27 protein-coding genes and 1 tRNA gene are annotated in these 25,163 nt (G+C 51.0%); 16 read left to right on the forward strand and 12 right to left on the reverse strand.

The genetic code is table 11. The features are described from left to right. Positions 1-113: 113 nt before the first annotated feature. The 3 genes from AB6731_RS03400 to AB6731_RS03410 all read right to left on the reverse strand — a co-directional run bounded on the left by AB6731_RS03400 (position 114) and on the right by AB6731_RS03410 (position 1,705). Positions 114-198 (reverse strand) — tRNA-Tyr (locus AB6731_RS03400). A gap of 157 nt (positions 199-355) precedes the next feature. Beyond that, entirely contained in the window at positions 356-1,198 is an 843-nt protein-coding gene (purU, locus tag AB6731_RS03405; RefSeq protein ID WP_014170456.1) for a formyltetrahydrofolate deformylase, read from the reverse strand. 48 nt (positions 1,199-1,246) lie between these two features. Next, positions 1,247-1,705, reverse strand: a complete 459-nt coding sequence (locus tag AB6731_RS03410; RefSeq protein WP_025203926.1) for a YchJ family protein — start codon at positions 1,703-1,705, stop codon at positions 1,247-1,249. A gap of 114 nt (positions 1,706-1,819) precedes the next feature. Between AB6731_RS03410 and rssA the strand changes: the two genes are divergently transcribed. The 3 genes from rssA to galU all read left to right on the forward strand — a co-directional run bounded on the left by rssA (position 1,820) and on the right by galU (position 4,936). Continuing rightward, positions 1,820-2,722, forward strand: coding sequence for a patatin-like phospholipase RssA (gene rssA, locus AB6731_RS03415; protein ID WP_160890446.1), 903 nt, complete (start codon positions 1,820-1,822; stop codon positions 2,720-2,722). A gap of 91 nt (positions 2,723-2,813) precedes the next feature. Then, positions 2,814-3,827 carry a two-component system response regulator RssB gene (gene rssB, locus AB6731_RS03420; RefSeq protein WP_014170453.1) on the forward strand — a complete coding sequence of 338 codons (1,014 nt, stop codon included), beginning with the start codon at positions 2,814-2,816 and terminating at the stop codon, positions 3,825-3,827. 200 nt (positions 3,828-4,027) lie between these two features. Further along, positions 4,028-4,936, forward strand: coding sequence for a UTP--glucose-1-phosphate uridylyltransferase GalU (galU, locus tag AB6731_RS03425; protein ID WP_014170452.1), 909 nt, complete (start codon positions 4,028-4,030; stop codon positions 4,934-4,936). A gap of 200 nt (positions 4,937-5,136) precedes the next feature. On the opposite strand, the gene hns is transcribed toward galU, so the two are convergent. Beyond that, positions 5,137-5,550, reverse strand: coding sequence for a histone-like nucleoid-structuring protein H-NS (hns, locus tag AB6731_RS03430; RefSeq protein WP_008502781.1), 414 nt, complete (start codon positions 5,548-5,550; stop codon positions 5,137-5,139). 549 nt (positions 5,551-6,099) lie between these two features. Between hns and tdk the strand changes: the two genes are divergently transcribed. Next, a complete protein-coding gene (gene tdk / locus AB6731_RS03435; RefSeq protein WP_032669745.1) occupies positions 6,100-6,714 on the forward strand; it encodes a thymidine kinase in 615 nt (204 codons plus the stop codon). A 65-nt stretch (positions 6,715-6,779) separates the two neighbouring features. Here the strand turns inward: tdk and adhE are convergent, their stop codons facing one another. Then, entirely contained in the window at positions 6,780-9,458 is a 2,679-nt protein-coding gene (gene adhE, locus AB6731_RS03440; RefSeq protein WP_025203929.1) for a bifunctional acetaldehyde-CoA/alcohol dehydrogenase, read from the reverse strand. A gap of 479 nt (positions 9,459-9,937) precedes the next feature. On the opposite strand from adhE, the gene AB6731_RS03445 reads away from it, so the two are divergent. The 7 genes from AB6731_RS03445 (at position 9,938) to AB6731_RS03475 (ending at position 17,826) form a co-directional block, all read left to right on the forward strand. After that, positions 9,938-10,585: a YchE family NAAT transporter gene (locus AB6731_RS03445; protein ID WP_014170449.1), complete on the forward strand. Its 648-nt coding sequence runs from the start codon at positions 9,938-9,940 to the stop codon at positions 10,583-10,585. 772 nt (positions 10,586-11,357) lie between these two features. Then, positions 11,358-12,989 (forward strand): oligopeptide ABC transporter substrate-binding protein OppA, encoded by a 1,632-nt coding sequence (gene oppA, locus AB6731_RS03450; RefSeq protein WP_020882381.1) that lies wholly within the window; start codon positions 11,358-11,360, stop codon positions 12,987-12,989. A gap of 83 nt (positions 12,990-13,072) precedes the next feature. Continuing rightward, the gene (gene oppB, locus AB6731_RS03455) at positions 13,073-13,993 is read left to right on the forward strand and encodes an oligopeptide ABC transporter permease OppB (RefSeq protein WP_014170447.1); all 921 of its coding nucleotides are present in this window, start codon (positions 13,073-13,075) and stop codon (positions 13,991-13,993) included. Between the two features lie 14 nt (positions 13,994-14,007). Beyond that, positions 14,008-14,916, forward strand: a complete 909-nt coding sequence (oppC, locus tag AB6731_RS03460) for an oligopeptide ABC transporter permease OppC (protein WP_014170446.1) — start codon at positions 14,008-14,010, stop codon at positions 14,914-14,916. 11 nt (positions 14,917-14,927) lie between these two features. After that, on the forward strand, positions 14,928-15,941 hold the full coding sequence (locus tag AB6731_RS03465; RefSeq protein ID WP_014170445.1) for an ABC transporter ATP-binding protein: 1,014 nt from the start codon (positions 14,928-14,930) through the stop codon (positions 15,939-15,941). After that, on the forward strand, positions 15,938-16,942 hold the full coding sequence (gene oppF / locus AB6731_RS03470) for a murein tripeptide/oligopeptide ABC transporter ATP-binding protein OppF (protein ID WP_014170444.1): 1,005 nt from the start codon (positions 15,938-15,940) through the stop codon (positions 16,940-16,942). Before AB6731_RS03465 ends, oppF begins: the two co-directional genes overlap by 4 nt. 14 nt (positions 16,943-16,956) lie before the next feature. Further along, on the forward strand, positions 16,957-17,826 hold the full coding sequence (locus tag AB6731_RS03475; RefSeq protein WP_032678336.1) for an ion transporter: 870 nt from the start codon (positions 16,957-16,959) through the stop codon (positions 17,824-17,826). Positions 17,827-17,857: 31 nt separating this feature from the next. Here the strand turns inward: AB6731_RS03475 and AB6731_RS03480 are convergent, their stop codons facing one another. Together AB6731_RS03480 and cls are read right to left on the reverse strand one after the other, a co-directional pair. Continuing rightward, a complete protein-coding gene (locus AB6731_RS03480) occupies positions 17,858-18,187 on the reverse strand; it encodes an HI1450 family dsDNA-mimic protein (protein WP_006810881.1) in 330 nt (109 codons plus the stop codon). 33 nt (positions 18,188-18,220) lie between these two features. Beyond that, positions 18,221-19,681, reverse strand: a complete 1,461-nt coding sequence (gene cls, locus AB6731_RS03485) for a cardiolipin synthase (protein WP_025203931.1) — start codon at positions 19,679-19,681, stop codon at positions 18,221-18,223. Positions 19,682-19,825: 144 nt separating this feature from the next. On the opposite strand from cls, the gene AB6731_RS03490 reads away from it, so the two are divergent. The 4 genes from AB6731_RS03490 (at position 19,826) to leuE (ending at position 21,370) form a co-directional block, all read left to right on the forward strand. Continuing rightward, the gene (locus AB6731_RS03490; protein WP_086463573.1) at positions 19,826-19,999 is read left to right on the forward strand and encodes a YciY family protein; all 174 of its coding nucleotides are present in this window, start codon (positions 19,826-19,828) and stop codon (positions 19,997-19,999) included. 116 nt (positions 20,000-20,115) lie between these two features. Continuing rightward, positions 20,116-20,244, forward strand: a complete 129-nt coding sequence (locus AB6731_RS03495) for a hypothetical protein (protein WP_014170440.1) — start codon at positions 20,116-20,118, stop codon at positions 20,242-20,244. Between the two features lie 12 nt (positions 20,245-20,256). Next, positions 20,257-20,667 (forward strand): Exc2 family lipoprotein, encoded by a 411-nt coding sequence (locus AB6731_RS03500; RefSeq protein WP_032680848.1) that lies wholly within the window; start codon positions 20,257-20,259, stop codon positions 20,665-20,667. Positions 20,668-20,734: 67 nt separating this feature from the next. Beyond that, a complete protein-coding gene (leuE, locus tag AB6731_RS03505; RefSeq protein ID WP_063214312.1) occupies positions 20,735-21,370 on the forward strand; it encodes a leucine efflux protein LeuE in 636 nt (211 codons plus the stop codon). A gap of 35 nt (positions 21,371-21,405) precedes the next feature. On the opposite strand, the gene AB6731_RS03510 is transcribed toward leuE, so the two are convergent. Continuing rightward, the gene (locus AB6731_RS03510) at positions 21,406-21,702 is read right to left on the reverse strand and encodes a YciI family protein (RefSeq protein WP_014170437.1); all 297 of its coding nucleotides are present in this window, start codon (positions 21,700-21,702) and stop codon (positions 21,406-21,408) included. 221 nt (positions 21,703-21,923) lie between these two features. Here AB6731_RS03510 and tonB point away from each other — a divergent pair, with 221 nt between their 5' ends. Further along, positions 21,924-22,646, forward strand: coding sequence for a TonB system transport protein TonB (gene tonB, locus AB6731_RS03515; protein WP_148576771.1), 723 nt, complete (start codon positions 21,924-21,926; stop codon positions 22,644-22,646). Positions 22,647-22,683: 37 nt separating this feature from the next. Here tonB and yciA read toward each other — a convergent pair whose 3' ends face one another. The 4 genes from yciA to AB6731_RS03535 form a co-directional block, all read right to left on the reverse strand. After that, positions 22,684-23,079, reverse strand: coding sequence for an acyl-CoA thioester hydrolase YciA (yciA, locus tag AB6731_RS03520; protein ID WP_014170435.1), 396 nt, complete (start codon positions 23,077-23,079; stop codon positions 22,684-22,686). Positions 23,080-23,183: 104 nt separating this feature from the next. Further along, complete coding sequence (locus AB6731_RS03525) at positions 23,184-23,723, reverse strand: septation protein A (RefSeq protein ID WP_020882387.1); 540 nt, start codon at positions 23,721-23,723, stop codon at positions 23,184-23,186. Positions 23,724-23,775: 52 nt separating this feature from the next. Then, positions 23,776-24,519: a YciC family protein gene (locus AB6731_RS03530; protein WP_020882388.1), complete on the reverse strand. Its 744-nt coding sequence runs from the start codon at positions 24,517-24,519 to the stop codon at positions 23,776-23,778. 25 nt (positions 24,520-24,544) lie between these two features. After that, positions 24,545-24,949 carry a YkgJ family cysteine cluster protein gene (locus tag AB6731_RS03535; RefSeq protein ID WP_371005887.1) on the reverse strand — a complete coding sequence of 135 codons (405 nt, stop codon included), beginning with the start codon at positions 24,947-24,949 and terminating at the stop codon, positions 24,545-24,547. Between the last annotated feature and the right edge of the window lie 214 nt (positions 24,950-25,163).

A 25,163-nucleotide genomic window follows, 5' to 3' on the forward strand; every position in this document is an offset into this window, starting at 1 on the left:
GGGGGAAGGATTCGAACCTTCGAAGTCGATGACGGCAGATTTACAGTCTGCTCCCTTTGGCCGCTCGGGAACCCCACCAGGGGTAATTCAAATTTTGAAGTAATGCTGAGAGATGGTGGTGGGGGAAGGATTCGAACCTTCGAAGTCGATGACGGCAGATTTACAGTCTGCTCCCTTTGGCCGCTCGGGAACCCCACCACGGGGTAATGCTATTTACTGGCCTGCTTCCTGCTGGAAGCGGGGCGCATCATATCAAATGAGACGCCCCTGTAAAGCGTTACCACAATAAAAATAAACTGGTTGCCTGAATTTTACGCGTTAAGCTGTAAAGCTAACCAGTTCATTTTCTTGTCGATTAAAGAATAATCGTTCTGTTACCGTAAACGAACACACGTTGCGCCAGCACCTGATAGAGCGCACGACTGAGTACGTTCTTCTCTACGTCACGCCCGGCGCGCATCATATCTTCTGCGGTATAGGTGTGATCCACGTGAATCACGTCCTGCATAATGATTGGGCCTTCGTCCAGGTTGTCATTCACGTAGTGCGCGGTGGCACCGATGATTTTCACACCGCGTTCGTACGCCTGGTGATAAGGACGTGCACCGATAAAGGCTGGCAGGAATGAGTGATGGATGTTGATGATCTTATTCGGGAAACGCGCCACGAAGGATGGGGTCAGTACACGCATGTATTTCGCCAGTACCACGTAATCCGGGTTATGCGCTTCGATAGCATTGGCCATCAGGTTGTCATGTTCTTCACGGGTATGGCCTTCATGGCTGACCAGCTCAAACGGAATATCAAAACGTTCAACCAGCGTGCGCAGCGTCTCGTGGTTACCGATAACGGCAGCGATTTCAACATCGAGGCCACCGTAGTTTGCTTTCATCAACAGATCGCCAAGACAGTGGGCTTCTTTCGTCACAAGAATAACAACGCGACGACGGCCAGCGGGGGTCAGTTCACGCACGGAGCCTTCAGGCAGCGCGCTGTCGAGATCGGCAAGCAGGGTGGTGTCGTTGAAAATCCCTTCGAGTTCGGTACGCATAAAGAAGCGTCCGGTACGGTGGTCAACGAACTCGTTGTTCTGCACGATATTCAGTTCATGCTTGTAACAAATGTTGGTAATTCGTGCGATCAGCCCTTTTTGATCGGGACAGATGGTGCGCAGAACTTTACGTTGTAGTGATTGCATCGCCGGGAAATCCTGTTTGAGTATTTGCGAAGTCTGGGTTGTCAGGCATTACTGCCCGCAACACTTTTTAAATTTTTTACCTGAACCACAAGGGCAGGGATCGTTACGACCAAACTGTGGGCGCGTTCCGTCAATATAATACCATTGCCCGCTTTCCTTTAAGAACCGGGAACGTTCGATAATGGCACCGGGCTTATTGCGTTCGATAAAGCGGGCAACGAAGCTGACATAACCTTCATCAGCATCACTTCCCGTTGACGATTCATAGACGGTAAGGCCGAGCCATTGGGTATTAGCAAACCCGGCTTCAATATCCTGTCTGAAATCGGCAGCGTGGCAGGATGGGTGCCAGGTTTTAATCAGGTAGTCTGCGTCTTTGATCACAAAAGCAGTATACCGTGAACGCATGAGGTGTGACGGGTCTGGTGCAACCTGATCGCCAGACAGATATCGCTGACAACATAGGCTATACTCCAGAGCGCTACCACAAGGGCAGAGTTGAGACACGATTCTCTTCCTGGAACAAAAAATAAGGGCGTTAAACGCTTCGGGTAGCACCATGTTAACTGAGCAGTTGCGTTGATGCTATGTCAGGAATCCAGGGGACGTAAAACAGGGCTAATGAGAAAGGTTAAAATTGGACTGGCGCTGGGCTCAGGTGCAGCCCGGGGATGGTCGCACATCGGCGTGATAAATGCCTTAAAGCAGTTGGGCATTGACGTTGATATTGTTGCAGGGTGTTCAATCGGATCGCTTGTGGGGTCCGCATACGCGTGCGGAAAGCTTCCGGAACTTGAAACCTGGGTACGCTCCTTCAGTTACTGGGACGTATTGCGCCTGATGGATCTCTCGTGGCAGCGCGGTGGGTTGCTGCGCGGTGAACGGGTCTTTAACCAGTTCCGTCAGATTATGCCTCTCGATGACTTCAGTCATTGTCAGTTACCCTTCGGTGCCGTTGCGACGAACCTCAGTACCGGCCGCGAACTCTGGCTTACCGAAGGGGATATCCATCTTGCCGTTCGCGCGTCCTGCAGCATGCCGGGCTTAATGGCCCCTGTTCCGCACAACGGTTACTGGCTTGTCGACGGAGGCGTCGTTAACCCGGTCCCCATTTCCCTGACCCGCGCTATGGGTGCCGATATCGTTATTGCTGTGGATTTACAGCACGACGCTCATCTGATGCAACAAGACCTGATGCCAGTCAATCTTCAGAGTGAAGATGCCGAGGGCGAAAAACTGGCCTGGCATGAGCGTCTGCGCGGACGTCTCGGGCGCATGGCCGCCCGGCGTGCGGTAACTGCACCCACGGCGATTGAAATTATGACGACCTCAATCCAGGTCCTGGAGAACCGCCTCAAGCGCAACCGCATGGCTGGCGACCCGCCGGATATTCTGCTTCAGCCGTATTGTCCGCAAATTTCTACCCTTGATTTCCATCGGGCTGAGGCCGCCATCGCAGCGGGCTCGTTAGCCGTCGAAAAGAAAATAGATGAGTTGCTGCCTTTTGTGCGAACAGCACGTTAAGCACCTTTTTTTGACTACTTCAGCAAAATCTGACAGGCGACAGTGCCGATAGCATGCCACTATGTAGTTACTGTCAGCCAGGGGAGGAACCATGACGAAGCCATTGGCCGGAAAACACATTTTGATTGTTGAAGACGAGCCCGTTTTCCGATCGCTACTGGATTCGTGGTTATCATCACTGGGGGCAAACACTTCACTGGCTGACGATGGCATCGACGCGCTGGAAAAAATGGTCAATATCACGCCTGATCTGATGATTTGTGACCTTGAAATGCCACGGATGAATGGACTGAAGCTGGTCGAACATCTGCGCAATGAAGCCAACCAGATGCCGATACTGGTGATTTCCGCCACAGAGAACATGGCGGATATAGCCAAAGCCTTGCGTCTGGGGGTTCAGGATATTCTGCTTAAACCGGTTAAAGATCTTAACCGGCTTCGTGAAACCGTCTTAGCCTGTCTTTATCCCAATATGTTTAATTCCCGGGTTGAGGAAGAGGAACGCCTTTTCCAGGACTGGGACGCCTTAGTGAGTAATCCCCCTGCGGCGGCGAAACTGTTGCAAGAACTTCAACCGCCGGTACAACAAAATATTTCTCACTGTCGTGTGAATTATCGCCAGCTGGTGGCCGCTGACCAGCCAGGGCTGGTGCTCGATATTGCGCCATTATCGGATTCAGACCTTGCATTTTATTGTCTTGATGTCACCCGGGCTGGGGATAATGGTGTATTAGCCGCGTTATTACTTCGTGCGCTATTTAACGGGTTGCTGCAGGAACAACTCTCCCATCAGGGGCAGCGGCTTCCCGAGTTAGGCAGTTTACTCAAACAGGTAAACCAGCTTTTCCGTCAGGCCAATTTACCCGGACAGTTTCCGCTGTTGGTAGGTTATTACCACAGCGGTTTGAAAAATCTTATCCTCGTTTCCGCGGGGCTTAATGCCTCGCTGAATACCGGGGAACATCATATTCAGGTCAGTAACGGTGTCCCGCTTGGAACATTGGGTACGGCTTATCTTAATCAAATTAGCCATCGCTGTTCCTCCTGGCAGTGCCAAATTTGGGGTGCCGGGGGACGGCTACGCTTAATGTTGTCCACGGAATAAGCAGTTGGATCTTAATTTTAAGATTGCTTTACCTGTGATTTATGGGGAGTGCTACTATCGCTGCCCGGAATCATGCGTATTTGTCCTAATTGATCGGCAACGCGTTCTTTTCAGACCCGGACTGCGGGATGAGGCTGATATACTTAACGCGTTATTTATTGCATAAAAGTTCAAAACTTGAACAGCTCAGGAGAATTTGAATGGCTGCCCTAAATTCGAAAGTCAGAAAGGCCGTCATCCCGGTAGCGGGATTGGGGACCAGGATGTTACCAGCAACTAAGGCGATTCCTAAAGAGATGCTGCCTCTGGTTGATAAGCCATTAATTCAGTATGTCGTTAACGAATGTATCGCGGCCGGCATTACTGAAATTGTGCTGGTTACACATTCATCAAAAAACTCTATCGAAAACCATTTCGATACAAGTTTTGAACTCGAAGCCATGCTGGAAAAACGTGTTAAGCGCCAGCTGCTGGAAGAAGTTCAGTCTATTTGCCCGCCACACGTCACCATTATGCAGGTGCGTCAGGGTCTGGCTAAAGGTCTGGGCCACGCAGTCATGTGTGCGCATCCCGTTGTAGGCGATGAGCCTGTTGCGGTGATCCTGCCTGACGTTATTCTGGACGAATATGAATCAGATCTTTCTCAGGACAATCTGGCTGAGATGATCAAACGCTTCGATGAAACAGGCAGCAGCCAGATCATGGTTGAACCTGTGGATGACGTTACCGCATACGGTGTTGTTGACTGCAAAGGCGTTAACCTTGAACCGGGTGAGAGCGTGCCGATGATTGGCGTAGTTGAGAAGCCTAAGGCCGACGTAGCGCCTTCTAATCTGGCGGTTGTAGGTCGTTATGTCCTGAGTGCTGAAATCTGGCCTCTGCTGGCGAAAACGCCTCCAGGAGCGGGTGATGAAATCCAGCTTACCGATGCCATTGATATGCTGATCGAGAAAGAGACCGTTGAAGCTTACCATATGAAAGGTAAGAGCCATGACTGCGGTAATAAGCTCGGTTATATGCAGGCGTTTGTAGAATATGGCATTCGCCACAATACGCTCGGTGAAGAATTTAAAGCCTGGCTCAAAGAGAGCGCGGGTATTAAGAAATAACTCAGGCTTCATTTGATCTGAACCGGTGAGGCTCTGCCCACCGGTTTTTTTATGCCCATAACACGCCGTCATCACGTCCGATTGTAAGGCAAGCTAAATAGCCAAATAACGCTTTATGACAGAGTGTAAGGGGATGTTTGCGGTAAATTGCGGGTAAAAAAAATCCCGCATTACGCGGGATTTTTCTGGAAGCGAGATGATTAATCCTTGATCAGGAAGTCATCCAGCTGTTTACCTTGCTCGTCCATTGCTTTCTTGATAACAGCGGGAGTACGACCCTGGCCGGTCCAGGTTTTAGTTTCGCCGTTCTCGTCAACATAGCTATATTTAGCAGGACGAGCAGCGCGTTTTGCTTTGGTACCGGTTTTAGCTGCAGCCATGCTGTTCAGCAATTCATTTGGATCGATACCATCAGCAATCAGCATTTCACGATATTGCTGCAGTTTACGAGTACGCTCTTCGATTTCAGCAGCAGCAGCGCTTTCTTCTTCGCGACGTTCATTAACTACAACTTCTAATTTTTCCAGCATTTCTTCAAGCGTTTCGAGGGTACATTCTCTTGCCTGCGCACGAAGAGTACGGATGTTGTTCAGAATTTTAAGTGCTTCGCTCATTGTAGTAATCTCAAACTTATAATGGGGGGTGGTTTGTTGTCCTAATAATAGAGCGATAAATTCAGTTGTGCAATAGCTGGGAATGTAAGGAATTCAAAAAATAGTGAATATTGCCGCTATTATTAATTACGCTAACTTAAATTTCATAACCCGCCAGTCTCGCTTGTTATCACGTAAAGTGGCTTAACGCAGTCGATTGCATCTTTTTTTTGTGACATTTGCCTCAGGAATTATAGTTGCGGCGGATAAATATCAGCCTTTTGTATTAGTTTACACCGGGTATGTTAAGGCAGAAATAGTTAATAAATAGTGAATTTTAATGAACGATGATTCCACTATAAAATGAAGTGTTATGTTTGGCTGACCCTATAACATATTGGCTGGGCTGGATGCGTTTACTTCATGTTTTAACGCATTATTTTTGCAAAATGCTGGCGGTAAACCTCGCGCTGAACCGCATAGTCTGTGCGTCGTATCGCTGATAACCAGACAAAATATGGTACAATGAATCATCGGTAATATTACACATTGATTAGGGTTTTACGGCCAATGGCACAACTTTATTTCTACTATTCGGCAATGAATGCCGGGAAATCGACAGCGCTACTGCAATCCTCATACAATTACCAGGAACGTGGGATGCGTACCGTTGTTTATACGGCTGAAATTGACGACCGCTTTGGTGCAGGGAAGGTGAGTTCCAGAATAGGCCTCTCATCGCCTGCAAGGCTGTTTAACCCGCAAACTGACCTGCTGGAGGATATCCGCGCAGCGCATGCTTCACAGCCCATCCATTGTGTTCTGGTTGATGAAAGCCAGTTTCTGACGCGTGAGCAAGTTCATGCGCTTTCAGAGGTTGTCGATGAGCTTGATATTCCCGTTCTGTGCTATGGGTTGCGCACTGACTTTCGTGGTGAGCTATTTGCCGGCAGCCAGTATTTACTTGCGTGGTCGGATAAACTCGTTGAACTTAAAACCATCTGTTTTTGCGGCCGTAAAGCCAGCATGGTGCTTCGCCTCGACCAGGCCGGAAAACCCTATGCTGATGGCGAGCAGGTGGTCATAGGAGGCAATGAGCGCTACGTATCGGTGTGCCGTAAGCATTATAAGGAAGCGTTGATTGTCGGCTCACTGACGGCGCTTCAGCCTGACAACCGCAAATAATCCTTCACAGTAAAATGCAGACATAAAAAAACCCGCCAGAGGCGGGTTTTTTATCAGGCTGTCAGTTACGCGTTTTTCTTCGCTTTCTTGTCAGCTTTAATGACAGGTGCGTCTACTTTCACAGCAACAGTGTCATTTTCTTTGAACTCGCGGCCGTAGAAGGTATCCAGCAGGATCTGTTTCAGCTCAGAGATCAGCGGGTAGCGCGGGTTGGCGCCGGTACACTGGTCATCGAATGCATCTTCAGACAGCTTATCAACATGCGCGAGGAAGTCAGCTTCCTGAACGCCCGCTTCACGGATAGATTTAGGAATACCCAGCTCAGCTTTAAGGCTTTCCAGCCATGCCAGCAGTTTCTCAATCTTCGCCGCAGTACGGTCGCCCGGTGCGCTCAGACCCAGGTGGTCTGCAATTTCAGCGTAACGACGACGTGCCTGTGGACGGTCGTACTGGCTGAAAGCAGTCTGCTTGGTTGGGTTGTCGTTCGCGTTATAACGGATAACGTTGCTGATCAACAGGGCGTTCGCCAGACCGTGAGGAATGTGGAACTGTGAACCCAGTTTGTGTGCCATTGAGTGGCAAACACCCAGGAAGGCGTTAGCAAACGCGATACCGGCGATGGTTGCTGCACTGTGAACACGTTCACGGGCAACCGGGTTTTTAGACCCTTCATTATAAGACGCTGGCAGGTTTTCTTTCAGCAGTTTCAGAGCCTGCAGAGCCTGACCGTCAGAGAACTCAGAAGCCAGGACGGAAACGTAAGCTTCCAGGGCGTGAGTCACTGCATCCAGACCACCGAACGCACAGAGTGATTTCGGCATTTCCATGACCAGGTTGGCATCAACGATAGCCATGTCTGGCGTCAGCGCGTAGTCAGCCAGTGGGTATTTCTGACCGGTTGCATCGTCGGTTACAACAGCAAACGGCGTGACTTCTGAACCTGTACCGGAAGTGGTGGTAACGGCGATCATTTTCGCTTTTACGCCCATTTTCGGGAACTTGTAGATACGTTTACGGATGTCCATAAAGCGCAGCGCCAGTTCTTCGAAGTGTGTTTCTGGGTGCTCGTACATAACCCACATGATTTTCGCGGCGTCCATTGGGGAACCACCACCCAGTGCGATGATCACATCGGGTTTGAAGGAGTTCGCCAGTTCAGCACCTTTACGTACTACGGTCAGGGTTGGGTCAGCTTCAACTTCAAAGAACACTTCAGTTTCAACGCCAGCCGCTTTCAGAACAGAAGTGATCTGGTCTGCGTAGCCGTTGTTGAACAGGAAACGGTCAGTCACGATGAGCGCACGTTTGTGGCCATCAGTAATCACTTCATCCAGCGCGATTGGCAGAGAGCCACGGCGGAAGTAGATAGATTTCGGAAGTTTGTGCCACAACATGTTTTCAGCTCGCTTAGCAACGGTTTTCTTGTTGATCAGGTGTTTTGGACCAACGTTTTCAGAGATGGAGTTACCACCCCAGGAACCACAACCCAGAGTCAGGGAAGGTGCGAGTTTGAAGTTGTACAGGTCACCGATACCACCCTGAGAAGCCGGGGTGTTAATCAGGATGCGCGCAGTTTTCATCATCTGACCGAAGTGAGCAACGCGCTCTGGCTGGTTATCCTGGTCGGTGTACAGGCAAGAGGTATGACCGATACCCCCCATTGCAACCAGTTTCTCCGCTTTTACTACCGCGTCTTCGAAATCTTTCGCACGGTACATAGCAAGCGTAGGCGAGAGTTTTTCGTGAGCGAACGGTTCGCTTTCGTCGACAACTTTAACTTCGCCGATCAGAATCTTGGTGGTTGCCGGAACGGTAAAGCCGGCGAGTTCAGCGATTTTATAGGCTGGCTGACCAACGATGGCGGCGTTCAGCGCGCCGTTTTTCAGAATGATATCCTGAACGGCTTTCAGCTCTTTGCCCTGCAGCATGTAGCCGCCGTGGCTGGCGAAACGTTCGCGAACTGCATCATAGACGGAGTCTACAACAACAACGGACTGTTCAGACGCACAGATAACACCGTTGTCGAAGGTTTTAGACATCAGTACAGATGCAACAGCACGTTTAATATCGGCCGTTTCGTCGATAACAACAGGCGTGTTACCCGCACCTACACCAATAGCCGGTTTACCGGAGCTGTATGCTGCTTTAACCATGCCAGGACCACCGGTTGCCAGGATCAGGTTAATGTCCGGGTGGTGCATCAGGGCGTTAGACAGTTCAACAGACGGTTGGTCGATCCAGCCGATCAGATCTTTTGGCGCACCCGCAGCGATAGCAGCCTGCAGCACGATATCCGCTGCTTTGTTAGTGGCATCTTTAGCACGTGGGTGAGGGGAGAAGATGATTGCGTTACGGGTCTTCAGACTGATCAGCGATTTGAAGATGGCAGTAGACGTTGGGTTAGTCGTTGGAACGATACCGCAAATAATACCGATAGGTTCAGCAATGGTGATGGTACCGAAGGTATGATCTTCAGCCAGGACGCCGCAAGTCTTCTCATCTTTATAGGCGTTATAGATATACTCTGAAGCAAAGTGGTTTTTGATCACTTTATCTTCAACGATACCCATGCCGGATTCAGCAACGGCCATTTTAGCGAGAGGGATTCGAGCATCTGCAGCAGCCAGAGCGGCCGCGCGGAAGATTTTATCAACCTGTTCTTGGGTGAAATTGGCGTATTCACGCTGGGCTTTTTTCACGCGCTCGACGAGTGCGTTCAGTTCAGCGATATTAGTAACAGCCATAATGCTCTCCTGATAATGTTTAAACTCTTTTAGTAAACCAGCGCTCGATACGTCTGACAGTATAGACAGAGCCACTACGACTTGCGTTAGATAAAGTAAAACAAAGAGTTACTTTATGCTCTGGCGCGCTAACTTACTAAAAGAGCCTTACCTTAACATCATCCCTTTGTGACAGGTGACCTTCCTGGGGGGCGTAATCAAGATTACTCACTTCTGAGTACGAAAATCATGATCTGCGTCAATTTTTCCCCAAGCTGATACCTTTCAGCAGGGTTATTTATTGTAGATATTTCCAGTGTTAAATAATTAAGTAACTATTGGAAGTGATGCTATCACTGATTCTACATCTGTTTAACATCCTGAAAGGATAACGTTTAGGCACAGATTTCTGGTGAAGTATGCTCATAAAAAGCGTATCTTCAGCGCGATTTTTCATGACAAAGTGTCAGTCCCGGGCATGTGCATAAGCGGAGCAAAACGTGATCCAAACGCTCTTTGATTTTCCAACGTATTTTAAATTTTTTATTGGTCTGTTTGCCCTGGTCAACCCGGTAGGGATCATCCCTGTCTTCATTAGTATGACCAGTTACCAGACGGCGGCGGCCAGGAACAAAACCAACCTCACCGCTAACCTGTCAGTGGCCATTATCTTGCTCACCTCGCTTTTCCTGGGTGATGCCATTCTCCAGCTGTTCGGCATTTCAATTGATTCTTTCCGCATCGCAGGTGGCATCCTGGTGGTGACCATTGCCATGTCGATGATCAGCGGTAAGCTGGGTGAGGATAAACAGAACAAACAGGAGAAATCAGAAACCGCCATTCGCGAAAGTATCGGCGTGGTCCCGCTTGCGTTGCCTTTAATGGCAGGGCCTGGGGCAATCAGTTCCACCATTGTCTGGGGGACACGTTACCATAGCCTGATGCACCTGATTGGCTTTTCTGTCGCCATCGCTATCTTCGCACTGTGTTGTTGGGGTGTTTTCCGTATGGCACCCTGGCTGGTGCGCTGGCTGGGGCAAACGGGCATCAACGTCATTACGCGTATCATGGGGCTGTTGTTGATGGCGTTAGGCATCGAATTTATTGTCACCGGTATTAAAAGCATTTTCCCCGGCTTACTGCACTAATATTTCAAATGAAAGAACGGGGCCTGCGGCTCCGTTTTTTTACGTGATTATCAGCAAATCATATAACTAAAGTTGAAATGCTCACATATCATAATAAATTCTACTAATAATCCGCTTTTCTTATATTTCAATAAGTTATCAATTTACCTCGTGCCTCTCTGCGCATAAAACCTTCAATCGATCTGTTATTTTACTCACATGATACTCTGGGGCTTGCTGAGTCATAACCGAAATGATATTAGTAATTTCAACGTTCCCCTAGAGGAATGTGCTAAATAATAATCAGTTGTTAAATTTTTGTACAAAACCACTCGATGATAGCGCAGCGACGCGCTTGTAGAGAATGTTTTCTCTATCATATTGAATACCAATGTTTTTATGCGGCTTTTGATGTCAGGCAGGGCTGCCCCCCGAGATACGGTACTCACCGTAAAAGAGAATTGCTTAACAAATTTGCAAAATGTATTGGCGCGCGTTTACGCCATTTGATACTTTCCGGCCTAATATTTTGCAGCATAAAACAAGCAGATGAGAATTATTTTCATATAGTCCTCTTCTCAGATATCCAGCGCAGGCCTCAGACAGGGGAGACCTGTGAAGAATCGACGCAAGACGGCCATACGAGCGGTCAGTAATAAAAAAGTCGGTGATAGCAAGAAGTAAAAAGAAGAACCTGACAGCAGCAAAAAAAACTCCTGCGCTGTACAGGCCCCAACAGGGGATTACACAGCTGGCGAAGGCCAGTAATTATAATGAGTGGAGTACCAACACAATGTCCATCATCACAAAAAAAAATCTGGTAGCGGCGGGGATTTTAACTGCGCTAATCGCGGGCAACGCTGCAATGGCTGCGGACGTTCCTGCAGGCGTTCAACTGGCTGAGAAACAGACGCTGGTTCGTAACAACGGTGCGGAAGTTCAGTCTCTTGACCCGCACAAAATTGAAGGTGTTCCGGAGTCTAACGTCAACCGCGACCTGTTCGAAGGCTTGCTGGTGACCGACGTAGACGGCCACCCGGCACCGGGTGTGGCGGAAAAATGGGAAAATAAAGATTTCAAAGTCTGGACCTTCCATCTGCGTAAAGATGCGAAATGGTCCGACGGTACGCCGGTTACCGCCGAAGATTTCGTGTATAGCTGGCAGCGTCTGGCGAATCCAACCACCGCCTCTCCGTATGCTAGCTACCTGCAATATGGCCACATCGCCAATATTGATGACATCATCGCCGGTAAAAAACCGGTCACCGACCTGGGTGTGAAAGCGATTGATGCCAATACCTTTGAAGTGACGTTGAGCGAGCCTGTTCCGTACTTCTACAAATTACTGGTTCACCCGTCCGTTTCCCCGGTACCAAAATCCGCGGTGGAAAAATTTGGTGAAAAATGGACCCAGCCTGCCAATATCGTGACCAACGGTGCTTATAAACTGAAAGACTGGGTGGTCAACGAACGTATGGTTCTGGAGCGTAACCCGCAGTACTGGGATAACGCGAAAACCGTCATTAATCAGGTTACCTACCTGCCGATCTCTTCTGAAGTCACTGACGTTAACCGTTACCGCAGCGGCGAAATCGACATGACCTATAACAACATGCCGATTGAACTGTTCCAGAAGCTGAAAAAAGAGATCCCGAAAGAAGTGCATGTTGATCCGTATCTCTGCACTTATTACTACGAAATCAACAACCAGAAAGCACCTTTCACCGATGTGCGCGTGCGTACAGCGCTGAAGCTGGCACTGGATCGCGATATTATCGTGAACAAGGTGAAAAACCAGGGCGACCTGCCGGCATACAGCTATACCCCTCCTTATACCGACGGTATGAAACTGGTTGAGCCTGAGTGGTTCAAGTGGTCACAGGAAAAACGTAACGAAGAAGCGAAAAAACTGCTGGCTGAAGCCGGTTATACCGCTGACAAGCCGCTGACGTTTAACCTGCTGTACAACACGTCTGACCTGCATAAAAAACTGGCTATCGCCGTCGCGTCTATCTGGAAGAAAAACCTGGGCGTGAACGTGAAGCTGGAAAACCAGGAGTGGAAAACCTTCCTGGATACCCGCCATCAGGGGACGTTCGACGTTGCTCGTGCCGGCTGGTGTGCGGACTATAACGAACCAACCTCCTTCCTGAACACCATGCTGAGTGACAGTTCGAATAACACCGCGCACTATAAGAGCCCGGCATTCGATAAGATCATTACTGATACGCTGAAAGTCACAGACGATGCGCAGCGCGCTGATCTGTACGCGAAATCAGAAGAGCAGCTCGATAAAGACTCTGCAATTGTACCGGTCTATTACTACGTTAACGCCCGCCTGGTGAAACCGTGGGTAGGGGGTTATACCGGTAAAGACCCGTTGGATAATATTTCCGTTAAGAATCTTTATATTATCAAGCATTAATGGCAATACGTGGGGCAGGCCTGGCTTGCCCCACTGTGTCTACTTTGTAACATTCATCAGGCACACGCCAGAAGGTACGGGCAATGTTGAAATTTATCCTGCGTCGCTGCTTAGAAGCGATACCAACGTTATTTATTCTAATTACGATTTCCTTCTTTATGATGCGTCTCGCGCCGGGAAGTCCATTTACCGGTGAACGTACGCTGCCACCGGAAGTGATGGCCAATATCGAAGCGAAGTATCATTTAAACGATCCTATCTCCACGCAGTACTTCAACTATCTGAAGCAACTGGCGCACGGTGATTTTGGGCCGTCATTCAAATACAAAGACTATTCCGTTAACGACCTGGTGGCGTCCAGCTTCCCTGTATCGGCGAAACTGGGTGCTGCGGCATTCATACTTGCCGTCGTTCTCGGCGTCACCGCGGGCGTTATTGCCGCGCTCAAACAAAATACCAAATGGGATTATACCGTAATGGGGGTGGCGATGACCGGGGTGGTTATACCCAGCTTCGTTGTCGCGCCATTACTGGTGATGATATTTGCCATTACGCTGAAATGGCTGCCCGGAGGCGGCTGGAACGGTGGGGCGCTGAAGTTCATGATTTTGCCAATGGTGGCTCTCTCCCTGGCTTATATCGCCAGTATCGCGCGTATCACCCGCGGTTCCATGATTGAAGTCCTGCACTCGAACTTCATCCGCACCGCGCGTGCGAAAGGGCTGCCGATGCGCCGGATTATATTCCGCCATGCACTCAAGCCTGCGCTCCTGCCCGTGCTCTCCTACCTGGGGCCGGCATTCGTTGGGATCATCACCGGCTCTATGGTTATCGAAACCATCTACGGTCTGCCGGGCATTGGTCAGCTGTTCGTTAATGGCGCGCTGAACCGCGACTATTCACTGGTACTGAGCCTGACAATCCTTGTCGGCGCACTGACCATTTTGTTTAACGCTATCGTCGATGTGCTGTATGCCGTTATCGACCCGAAAATCCGTTACTGATACTGGAGCACGCCATGATGTTGAGTAAGAAAAACAGCGAGGCGCTGGAAAACTTCAGTGAAAAACTGGAAGTAGAAGGTCGTAGCCTCTGGCAAGACGCCCGTCGTCGCTTTATGCATAACCGCGCCGCGGTCGCCAGCCTGGTTGTTCTGGTGCTCATCGCGCTGTTTGTCACCCTGGCGCCGATTCTGTCGCAATTTACCTATTTCGACACCGACTGGGGCATGATGTCCAGCGCACCCGATATGACGTCCGGGCACTATTTTGGTACGGATTCCTCAGGGCGCGACCTGCTGGTGCGTGTCGCTATCGGTGGCCGCATTTCGCTGATGGTCGGTATTGCGGCCGCCCTGGTGGCGGTGATCGTGGGTACGCTTTACGGCTCACTCTCAGGCTACCTTGGCGGTAAAGTGGACTCCGTCATGATGCGTATGCTGGAAATCTTAAACTCCTTCCCGTTCATGTTCTTCGTTATCCTGCTGGTGACCTTCTTTGGCCAGAATATCCTGTTGATCTTCGTGGCAATCGGGATGGTGTCCTGGCTGGATATGGCGCGAATCGTTCGTGGTCAGACGCTGAGTCTTAAGCGTAAAGAGTTTATCGAAGCGGCGCAGGTGGGCGGTGTCTCCACCGGTAATATTGTGGTTCGCCATATCGTTCCTAACGTGCTCGGCGTGGTGGTGGTATATGCCTCGCTGCTGGTACCAAGCATGATCCTGTTTGAATCTTTCCTCAGCTTCCTGGGTCTGGGTACACAAGAGCCACTGAGCAGCTGGGGCGCGCTTCTGAGTGATGGTGCAAACTCAATGGAAGTCTCACCGTGGTTGCTTCTGTACCCGGCGGGCTTCCTGGTCGTCACCCTGTTTTGTTTCAACTTTATCGGCGATGGCCTGCGTGATGCCCTCGACCCGAAAGACCGTTAAGGAGCGCCGTCATGACGATTATTGAAACGGCCACTGCGCCACAGGCGCAACAGCAGGGTAACCTTCTGCTGGACGTAAAAGACCTCCGCGTGACCTTTAAAACGCCGGATGGCGATGTGACCGCCGTGAACGATCTCAACTTCAACCTGCGTGCGGGTGAAACGCTGGGGATCGTGGGCGAGTCGGGTTCCGGTAAATCCCAAACCGCCTTTGCGTTGATGGGGCTGCTGGCGTCTAACGGTGTCATTGGCGGTTCCGCCAAATTCAACGGGCGTGAGATCCTCAACCTGCCGGAATACGAGCTGAACAAGCTGCGCGCTGAGCAGATTTCGATGATATTCCAGGACCCGATGACCTCGCTGAACCCGTATATGCGTGTCGGCGAGCAGCTGATGGAAGTGCTGATGCTGCACAAAGGCCTGGGCAAAGCGGAAGCCTTTGAGGAGTCCGTCAAAATGCTCGACGCGGTGAAAATGCCGGAAGCGCGCAAGCGTATGCGCATGTTCCCGCATGAGTTCTCCGGCGGTATGCGTCAGCGTGTCATGATTGCGATGGCGCTGATGTGCCGGCCAAAACTGCTGATTGCCGATGAACCGACCACTGCGCTTGATGTGACCGTCCAGGCACAGATCATGACGCTGCTGAACGAGCTTAAGCGTGAGTTCAACACCGCGATTATCATGATCACTCACGATCTGGGCGTAGTGGCCGGTATCTGTGACAAGGTACTGGTGATGTATGCCGGTCGCACCATGGAATATGGTAAGGCGCGCGACGTGTTCTACCAGCCTGCACACCCTTACTCCATTGGTCTGCTGAATGCGGTGCCGCGCCTCGATGCAGAAGGGGAATCCCTGCTGACCATCCCTGGCAACCCGCCAAACCTGCTGCGTCTGCCGAAAGGCTGTCCGTTCCAGCCACGCTGCCCGCACGCGATGGAAATCTGCAATACCGCGCCGCCGCTGGAAGAGTTTGCACCAGGCCGTCTGCGCGCCTGCTTTAAGCCGCAGGAGGATCTGGTATGAACGCATTAGATGAAAAAAGAAATGTCCTGCTCGAAATTGCTGACCTTAAGGTGCATTTCGACATTAAAGACGGAAAACAGTGGTTCTGGCAGCCGCCGAAAACCCTGAAAGCGGTCGATGGCGTAACGCTTCGTCTGTATGAAGGGGAAACCCTGGGGGTGGTGGGTGAGTCCGGCTGCGGTAAATCCACGTTTGCGCGTGCCATCATAGGCCTCGTGAAAGCCACCGACGGCAAAGTTGCCTGGCTGGGTAAAGATCTGCTGGGCATGAAGCCAGACGAGTGGCGCGATGTGCGTAGCGACATCCAGATGATTTTCCAGGATCCGCTGGCCTCATTGAACCCGCGTATGACCATCGGGGAGATCATTGCTGAGCCACTGCGAACCTATCATCCGAAGATGCCGCGTCAGGAAGTACGCGACCGTGTGAAGGCAATGATGATGAAAGTGGGCTTGTTGCCTAACCTCGTCAACCGTTACCCGCACGAATTCTCCGGTGGTCAGTGCCAGCGTATCGGTATCGCCCGCGCCTTGATCCTTGAGCCGAAGCTGATTATCTGTGACGAGCCCGTCTCGGCGCTGGACGTCTCTATTCAGGCGCAGGTGGTTAACCTGCTGCAGAAACTGCAACGTGAAATGGGGCTGTCGCTGATCTTCATTGCGCATGACCTCGCGGTGGTGAAACATATTTCTGACCGCGTACTGGTGATGTATCTGGGCCATGCGGTGGAATTAGGGACTTACGATGAGGTGTACCATAACCCACTGCACCCATATACCCGGGCACTGATGTCTGCGGTACCGATTCCCGATCCGGATCTGGAAAAAAATAAAACCATCCAGCTTCTGGAAGGTGAATTACCGTCCCCGATTAACCCGCCGTCCGGTTGTGTATTCCGTACGCGATGCCCGATGGCCGGGCCGGAATGTGCAAAAACACGTCCGGTTCTGGAGGGCAGTTTCCGACATGCGGTTTCCTGCTTGAAAGTAGACCCGTTATAATCGCAAGGGCTGACATGATGTCAGCCCTTATTATTTGCGAGGTTAATGTGTCGCGATTATTCACCTCCGTCCGTCGGCGGCTCTATCATCTTTTATTCGATCCTGAAACGGTAACCGGACGGCGTTTTGAAGCCCTCTGCGCGCTGTTTGCGCTGCTCAGCGTGGTGATCATTTTTATCGAATCGGGCGTCGGAACGCAGTATCACCTGACGCTGGAAGAATGGCATCTTTTTGTCTGGCTGGAGCTGGTCATTACGCTGGTCTTTACCGCTGAATATTTCCTGCGGGTATTCTGTTGGCCTGACCCGGCGAAATATGTCTTCAGCTTCTGGGGATTTATTGATTTAGCCACGATCCTGCCGCTCTATGTCATGTGGCTATGGCCGGAAATCAGTCTGAGCTATGTTTTTGCCTGGCGAGCGATGCGCGTTATTCGAGTGTTACGCATTCTTAAACTGCTGCGGTTTATGCCGTCATTGCGGATATTCTGGAGTGCCATCGTCAGCGCACGGCATCAGCTGATCCTGTTCTACTCATTTATTGCCATCGTTATGGTGATATTCGGCGCGCTGATGTATTTGATAGAAGGGCCGAAGAATGGCTTCTCAACGCTGAATGCTTCTGTTTATTGGGCGATTGTGACCGTTACGACCGTTGGCTATGGTGATATAGCCCCTCACACTCCGCTGGGACGGATTGTCGCCTCGGTACTGATTCTGATTGGTTATTCGGTGATTGCGGTCCCGACAGGGCTCATTACTACGCACATGAGCAGCGCCTTTCAGAACCGTAAGGCGCAACGAAAATGCCCGAAATGTCACCAGGGTGAACATGAACACAGCGCGCGGTTTTGTAATCAGTGCGGAAGTGAGTTACCGGATTAAATAAAAAAGGCTGCAATCGCAGCCTTTTTTATTATTCGCGCCAGAGAATATGACACAGCTTGTGGTCTTTCTCGCGACACAGCAGGACGCGGGCGAAGATGTCGTTAATTTCACCGCCATCTTCATCGGCCAGGCCAATCACCACTTCGGCAAAGAAGTCAGGATTGAGGTCGAAATCCACATGTTCAGCCCAGTCTTCAGAAGGGTCGAACAACTCGGCGCCCCCGCGCTCTTCAAACTGGAGATTAAAGAGGATCACGTCTGCGGGATCGAGGTTATCAACCGCCAGTTCGAGAAAAATGTCATAGGCCTGTTCGAGCGTTTCGTCTTCGGTCAGGCGATTGTTCAGATCCATTTCCATGATGACTACCTGTTTAACATCGTTGGGCACGTTTTACAGCAACGGACTAAAGAAGTAAAACAGTCGTTCGGTAATTCTCTGCCACAGCGGGCGTTTAACCCACAGTCTGGCATCCAGCAGTCGCGAGCGGGAGATATAATCATCCTGGACCGCGGCCAGATCGCCGCCAAAGCCGGCATCATCGATCACCAGTGTGATTTCAAAGTTCAGCCACAGACTGCGCATATCCAGGTTAACCGTACCCACCAGACTTAACTCGCCGTCGACAAGCACGCTCTTGGTGTGGAGTAATCCGCCTTCAAACTGGTAGATTTTCACCCCCGCAGCCAGCAGTTCACTGAAGAATGCCCGGCTGGCCCAGCCCACCAGAAGCGAGTCATTTTTGCGTGGCAAGATGATACTCACATCGACACCGCGCTGTGCCGCGGTACAGATGGCGTGCAGCAGGTCATCGCTGGGAACAAAGTAGGGGGTGGTCATGATCAAATATTCACGCGCTGCGTAAGTGGCCGTCAGCAACGCCTGATGGATCAGGTCCTCCGGGAAGCCCGGTCCGGAAGCGATAGTATGGATGGTGTGCCCGCTGGCCTCTTCAAACGGCATGATATTGCCATCCGGTGGTGGCGGCAGGATACGTTTCCCGGTTTCTATCTCCCAGTCGCAGGAATAAACGATGCCCATCGAGGTGGCAATGGGCCCCTCCATTCTCGCCATCAGGTCTACCCATTGCCCGACACCCGAGTCCTGCTTGAAGAACCGCGGGTCAACCATGTTCATGCTGCCGGTATAGGCAATATAGTTGTCGATCATGATCATTTTACGGTGCTGGCGAAGGTCCATCCGGCGCAGAAACACACGCAAGAGATTGACCTTCAGCGCCTCAACCACTTCAATACCGGCATTACGCATCATGCCCGCCCAGGGGCTACGGAAGAAGGCGACGCTGCCAGCGGAGTCCAGCAACAGGCGGCAATGAATGCCCCGACGCGCAGCGGCCATCAGCGATTCAGCAACCTGATCGGCCATGCCGCCAGGCTGCCAGATATAGAACACCATCTCGATATTATGGCGAGCCAGTTGAATATCGCGGATGAGGGCCTGCATGACGTCATCCGAGGAGGTCAGCAACTGGAGCTGGTTGCCCTTAACGCCGCCAATACCCTGACGGAGTTCGCACAGCTTAAACAGCGAGGAGGCAACACTGCTGTTCTCCTCGGCAAAGATATGTTTGCAGGCTTTGAGATCGTGGAGCCATTTGGCGGTTGAAGGCCACATGGCGCGGGCACGCTCGGCACGGCGTTTACCCAGATGTAGCTCACCGAAAGAGAGATAGGCAATAATCCCCACCAGCGGCAGGATGTAGATTATCAGCAGCCAGGCCATGGCAGAGGGTACGGCTCTGCGCTTCATCAGGATGCGCAAAGTCACACCCGCGATTAACAGCCAGTATCCCAGAATGACCAGCCAACTCACCACGGTGTAGAAGGTTGTCATAGGTAAAAAAATCCTTTTGAAAGCGTATTGTTATGAGTGTACGCATCAGGAATCATCTGGCAAATAAAAACGCCAGTTAAAAGCGCTGGTTTGCTGCGGGGTTGGGTTTATAATGGGGTTTCTGTTAGAGAAAGAGTTGTAAACATGAAGCGCAGTAGAACAGAAGTAGGGCGCTGGCGCATGTTGCGACAGGTGAGTCGTCGCAAGGCTCGTTGGCTGGAAGCACAATCCCGCCGCAATATGCGTATACACGCCATCAGAAAATGTGGAATGACCAGACACCGTAACGCGTTGCTGTTCGCTACACAGGTTATCTGAGAACCATCAGGGCACCGTTAAGGTGCCCACTGATTTTCAGGCTATCATTTTTCGCAGTCTCTCCCCCGATTCATTCCGCGATATACTCCGCCCTCTTAATCTTATGCATTTCAAAGATGAATCCTTATCTCTGGGTATTTATTGTGCTGCTTGCGCTGGATGCGATCAGGGAAAACGCAGGATTATCGTCATTATCCGCGTTGATTAATTTACTGCTCAGCGGGATATCGCACTGGATAAACTAAAAAGGAAAAGAGATGAACGGAAAAGTGGTTGCTGCCCTTCTTGGGATTGCCGTGTTGAGCGGTTGTGCCAGCAGTAAAACGTCACCGGAAAGGCATGCTTATTATTTCGTGTCGCATAAAACCAATTTTACTGGCGGCAATTTTACGTCAAGTGTATCGCAAAATTATCGTCTGAATGTCCCTCAGTTCCGTGAGCTGTATGAGCAGGGGAAAACCGATCGCGCTGCAGGACGCACACTGTCTGAGGCAAACCAGTACGCCCAAAGCATTCGCGATCAACTGAAGAATCAGGCGAAAACGGAGCATGCTTTCGACGGTAATACCGCGGATAAATGGACGTCTCAAATGGAAGAGAAGGACGCTGTTTTATTTGGTAACGAACTGTCTGCGACTTATCTTGATGGCTATAACGGCGTACAATAGCGTCTGATTTTGAGGATATCGTATTTGCAGCGATATTCCCGTCGTTTTTTAGCAAAAGGAGGGAGAGGTGTTTGCGGAGTTTGGTGTACTTAATTTCTGGACCTATGTTGTAGGGGCATTTTTTATCGTGCTGGTGCCTGGACCGAACACATTGTTTGTACTGAAAACCGGTATTGGGCACGGTGTAAAAAAAGGGTATCTCGCCGCCACTGGCGTGTTTATCGGCGATGCAGTGCTGATGTTTCTGGCCTGGGCGGGCGTCGCAGCATTAATCCAGGCGACCCCGGTTCTGTTTAATATTGTGCGCTACCTCGGTGCTTTCTATCTCCTGTGGCTCGGCGGCAAAATGCTCTGGTCAGTCATCACCCGTCAGAAGAATACCCATGAGAGCGGAACCGAGCCTGCGAGCATGATCATGAAACGCTCGCTGGTGCTGAGCCTGACGAATCCAAAGGCTATTTTGTTCTATGTCTCGTTCTTTGTGCAGTTCATCGATGTGAATGCGAAAAACACGGGCACGTCTTTCCTGATCCTCGCGACCACGCTGGAGCTGATTAGCTTTATGTATATGAGCTTCCTGATCTTCTCTGGTGCGTTTGTCACGCGTTATCTGAAAACCAAAAAGAAACTGGCAAAGCTGGGGAACGGGCTGATTGGGCTGCTGTTTGTCGGATTTGCGGCGCGCTTAGCGTCACTGCACTGAAGAGATGAGTGGCTCCTTTCGGAGCCACTTTTGCATCAAAACACTTTCTTGTACGGGCGAACCGTCACCTTCGCATAGACACCTGCGGCAACGTACGGGTCTGCATCAGCCCAGGCCTGAGCCGCTTCCAGGGATTCAAACTCGGCGATCACCGTGGAGCCCGCGAAACCGGCAGCGCCAGGGTCATTGCTGTCTACCGCAGGCATTGGACCCGCGGTCAGTAATCGACCTTCATCCTGGAGCAGTTGTAAACGCGCCAGATGGGCAGGGCGAACGGACTGGCGTTTTTCGAGGGAATCAGCGACATCTTCAGAGTAAATCACGTAAAGCACGGTGAAGCTCCTTAACCATTAAAAGTGTCAGTAACGTTATGTGAAAGGGCAACTGACTGCAATGTAAAGATAAAAACAATGTTAAAACCCTGATCTGAATGCGCCTTTTTTGGCCTCTCTTGCGCTTAAATTGCGCCAGGACAAAGTGTCTTATTGAATATGATTGCTATTTGCATTTAAAATCAGTGTTCGGTTTTTTAACGTTGATGATTATGACTTCGATGACCCTTGATTTACCTCGCCGCTTTCCCTGGTCGACGCTGCTTTCTGTCGTTATTCACGGTGCTGTCGTGGCGGGTTTGCTTTATACCTCGGTTCATCAGGTTGTTGAAATGCCAGCGCCCGCACAGCCTATTTCTGTGACGATGGTATCGCCAGCGGATCTCGAACCACCGCAGGTTGCGCCTCCGCCGCCACAGCCCGTCGCCGAACCGGAACCCGAACCTGAACCGGTGCCGGAACCGCCAAAAGAAGCTCCGGTGGTGATCCACAAACCCGAGCCGAAGCCGAAACCTAAGCCGAAGCCAAAACCGGTGAAGAAGGTAGAAGAACGTCCAAAACGCGAAACGCGTCCGGTTGAACCCCGCGCCACGCAGACGGTAGAAAACGCAGCACCTTCGCGTCCGGTGATGAATAACACCACGACGACAGCCAAACCGACAGTCACCGCACCCGCGGGACCGCGTGCGGTCAGCCGTAATCAGCCGCAGTATCCGGCTCGTGCTCAGGCATTACGTATTGAGGGGCGTGTACGGGTGAAATTTGATGTTACGCCGGAAGGGCGTGTTGAGAACGTGGAAATACTGTCCGCGCAGCCGTCTAATATGTTCGAAAGAGAAGTGAAAACGGCGATGCGCAGATGGCGTTATGAAGCCGGTAAACCGGGCAACGGACTGATCGTGAATATTGTCTTCCGCCTGAATGGCGGGGCACAGATGGAATAAAAAAAGCCTCCGCAAGGAGGCTTTTTTTACCGGACAATCAGGCCTGAGGAAGCGGTCGGGGTTTACCTTCGTTGTCCACGGCCACATAAATAAACAGCGCTTCTGTCGCTTTATAACGCTGTCCAATGGGTTCGGACGAGACCTTTTTCACCCACACTTCGATGTTAATGGAGATGGAGGTATTGCCACGTTTTACGCAACGCGCGTAACAGCAAACCACATCACCCACTGCAACCGGGCGCAGGAAGGTCATGCCATCCACTCTCACCGTCACTACCCGGCCATGTGCAATCTCTTTTGCCAGAATAGCGCCGCCCATATCCATTTGCGACATCAGCCAGCCGCCAAAAATATCGCCATTGGCATTGGTGTCAGCGGGCATTGCCAGTGTGCGTAAAACCAGTTCGCCCTGAGGGGCGTTATTTGTTGTCATTGTTTTAACTCGTAACTGAAGACTTCAGGCGGGATGCTACTATGATTTCAGGCTGGAGAGAATAGACCAGAACGCCTGCTGCACACGTTCTGGTCGGTGAACGATCAGTGCTGGTCGTCCTGTGGCATGTGGCGATAGATATAAACGCCACTTAACAGCGTGAAGATGAGCGTCAGAGCCGTCAGGCCAAAGACCTTGAAGTTGACCCAGATATTCTGCGGCAGCCAGAAAGCAATATAGATATTGGCAAGACCACAGAGAATAAAGAAGATCGCCCAGGCGATATTCAGTCGGGACCACACTTCCTGAGGCAGCGTCAGCTCTTTGCCCAGCATGCGCTGGATCAGCGGCTTCTTCATCACCCACTGGCTAATCAGTAACGCACCCGCAAACAGAGCATAAATCACCGTGACTTTCCATTTGATGAATTCATCGTTGTGGAAGAACAGGGTGAGTCCACCAAACACCGCGACCAGGACGAAGGTCACCAGCGCCATTTTTTCAACTTTACGGTAGCGAACCCAGCTGTAGATCAGCACAACCGCTGTGGCCACGATCAGTGCAGTCGTGGCGGCATAAATGTCATACAGCTTGTAGAAAGCGAAAAAGACCACAAGCGGTAAAAAATCAAGAAACTGCTTCATTCTGTGATTCCATCTTCTGTGTAGGGCCGGGCTGACGTTCCCGGCCACAGGATTACTGACGAATTAACATATACAGGCGGAACAGATAGACCAGCAGTACCGCTGAAATGAGGTTGCTCAGCGTATTTGCCACCACCGCGCCAACATTTGGCGTGAGTACCGCAAAATTCGGGGCAAACAGCAGCAGGAGCGTTTTCGCCAACAGCCAGCCGATAACAGCCGGTGCCACCAGGCGTATATTTGCCCAGGCGAGCCGGATGCTGCTGCGCATCGCGGTAAAGATCCCCAGTTTATCCTGCACGACCATTACCGGCGCGAAGGAGAGCACGATAGCCAGTAATACACCCGGCACGACGACCAGCATAATCCCCATCTGCACCAGCATGGTGGTTAAAAAGATGAGGATAAACAGCTTCGGTAATACCGGCGCGCTGGCACCAATCGCCCGCAGGGCGCTGACGCGCTGACCGGCGGAAACCAGCTGAATCATCAGCAGAACGCCACCTGCCAGAATCGCATTGCCGATAAGACCAGAGAATGTCGAAGCAGCGGAAGCCCGCAGCAGGATTTGTTGCTGCTCCGGCGTCATGTTTTGTACCAGTTCAAACAACCCCACGCTATCTGCAAGGTTGTCGCCCTGGCTCAGGCTGGCAATCTGTTCGTCACTTGGCGAGAACGCATGGCCAAGCACCACTGTAATGAAGGCGCATAGCAACGCGATCAGTAAAAAGGTTAAGAACTGATTGCGGAAAAAGTTTCCCGTGTCACGGTAGACAGACTTCGCCGTGATAGACATGCACTCTCCTTGAGTATTGCAGGTGTTAATTAGCCAGCAATTGTACACCGGATAACACTGTCGTGGCAGCATCAAGGCTTGTATGGAAAAGCATATCTTTGTAAAGCGGCGGTAATCCAAAGCGCGCACGGGCACGATTACAGGCTTCATTGACCTGCCCATCCTCACCTGACATGGAAAATTCCCGGCACGGGCTGGGGCGGTGCTCGTAGATAGAGCACCGGGTGGACACCCCAGGTTCACCATGAAGCGCAGCGCATCGGCACGGTTTTTGGTTGGTGCCGCTCATGCAGCGCAGAAAAGGCGTTAACGGTTCAGTGAGATGAACCGGAACGGTACCGCCGCCATCGCTGGCTTCGGCCCAGTAGAAAGAGACTCGAAAATACGCACAACAGGCTCCGCACGTCATGCACGGGTTAAAATCACTCATGGCACACCTGCAAAAGAAGAACGCATCAAATCAACTTGTGAGAGCGCTAAATTATCCAGCCGCGAGAGGAAGAGCAAGAGGGTGAAAAGAGAAAATTTTGTAACGCCGAAATGCCAGAAATTGACCTGACGACAACTTATCGCTTTACGGTGTGTCACCAAAAATTAACCCAGATCAATGAATGTTAACTTACTGGTTTTAATGTGATCTGTAG

This window comes from Enterobacter sp. RCC_40 (assembly GCF_041360735.1).
Classification (GTDB): domain Bacteria; phylum Pseudomonadota; class Gammaproteobacteria; order Enterobacterales; family Enterobacteriaceae; genus Enterobacter; species Enterobacter ludwigii.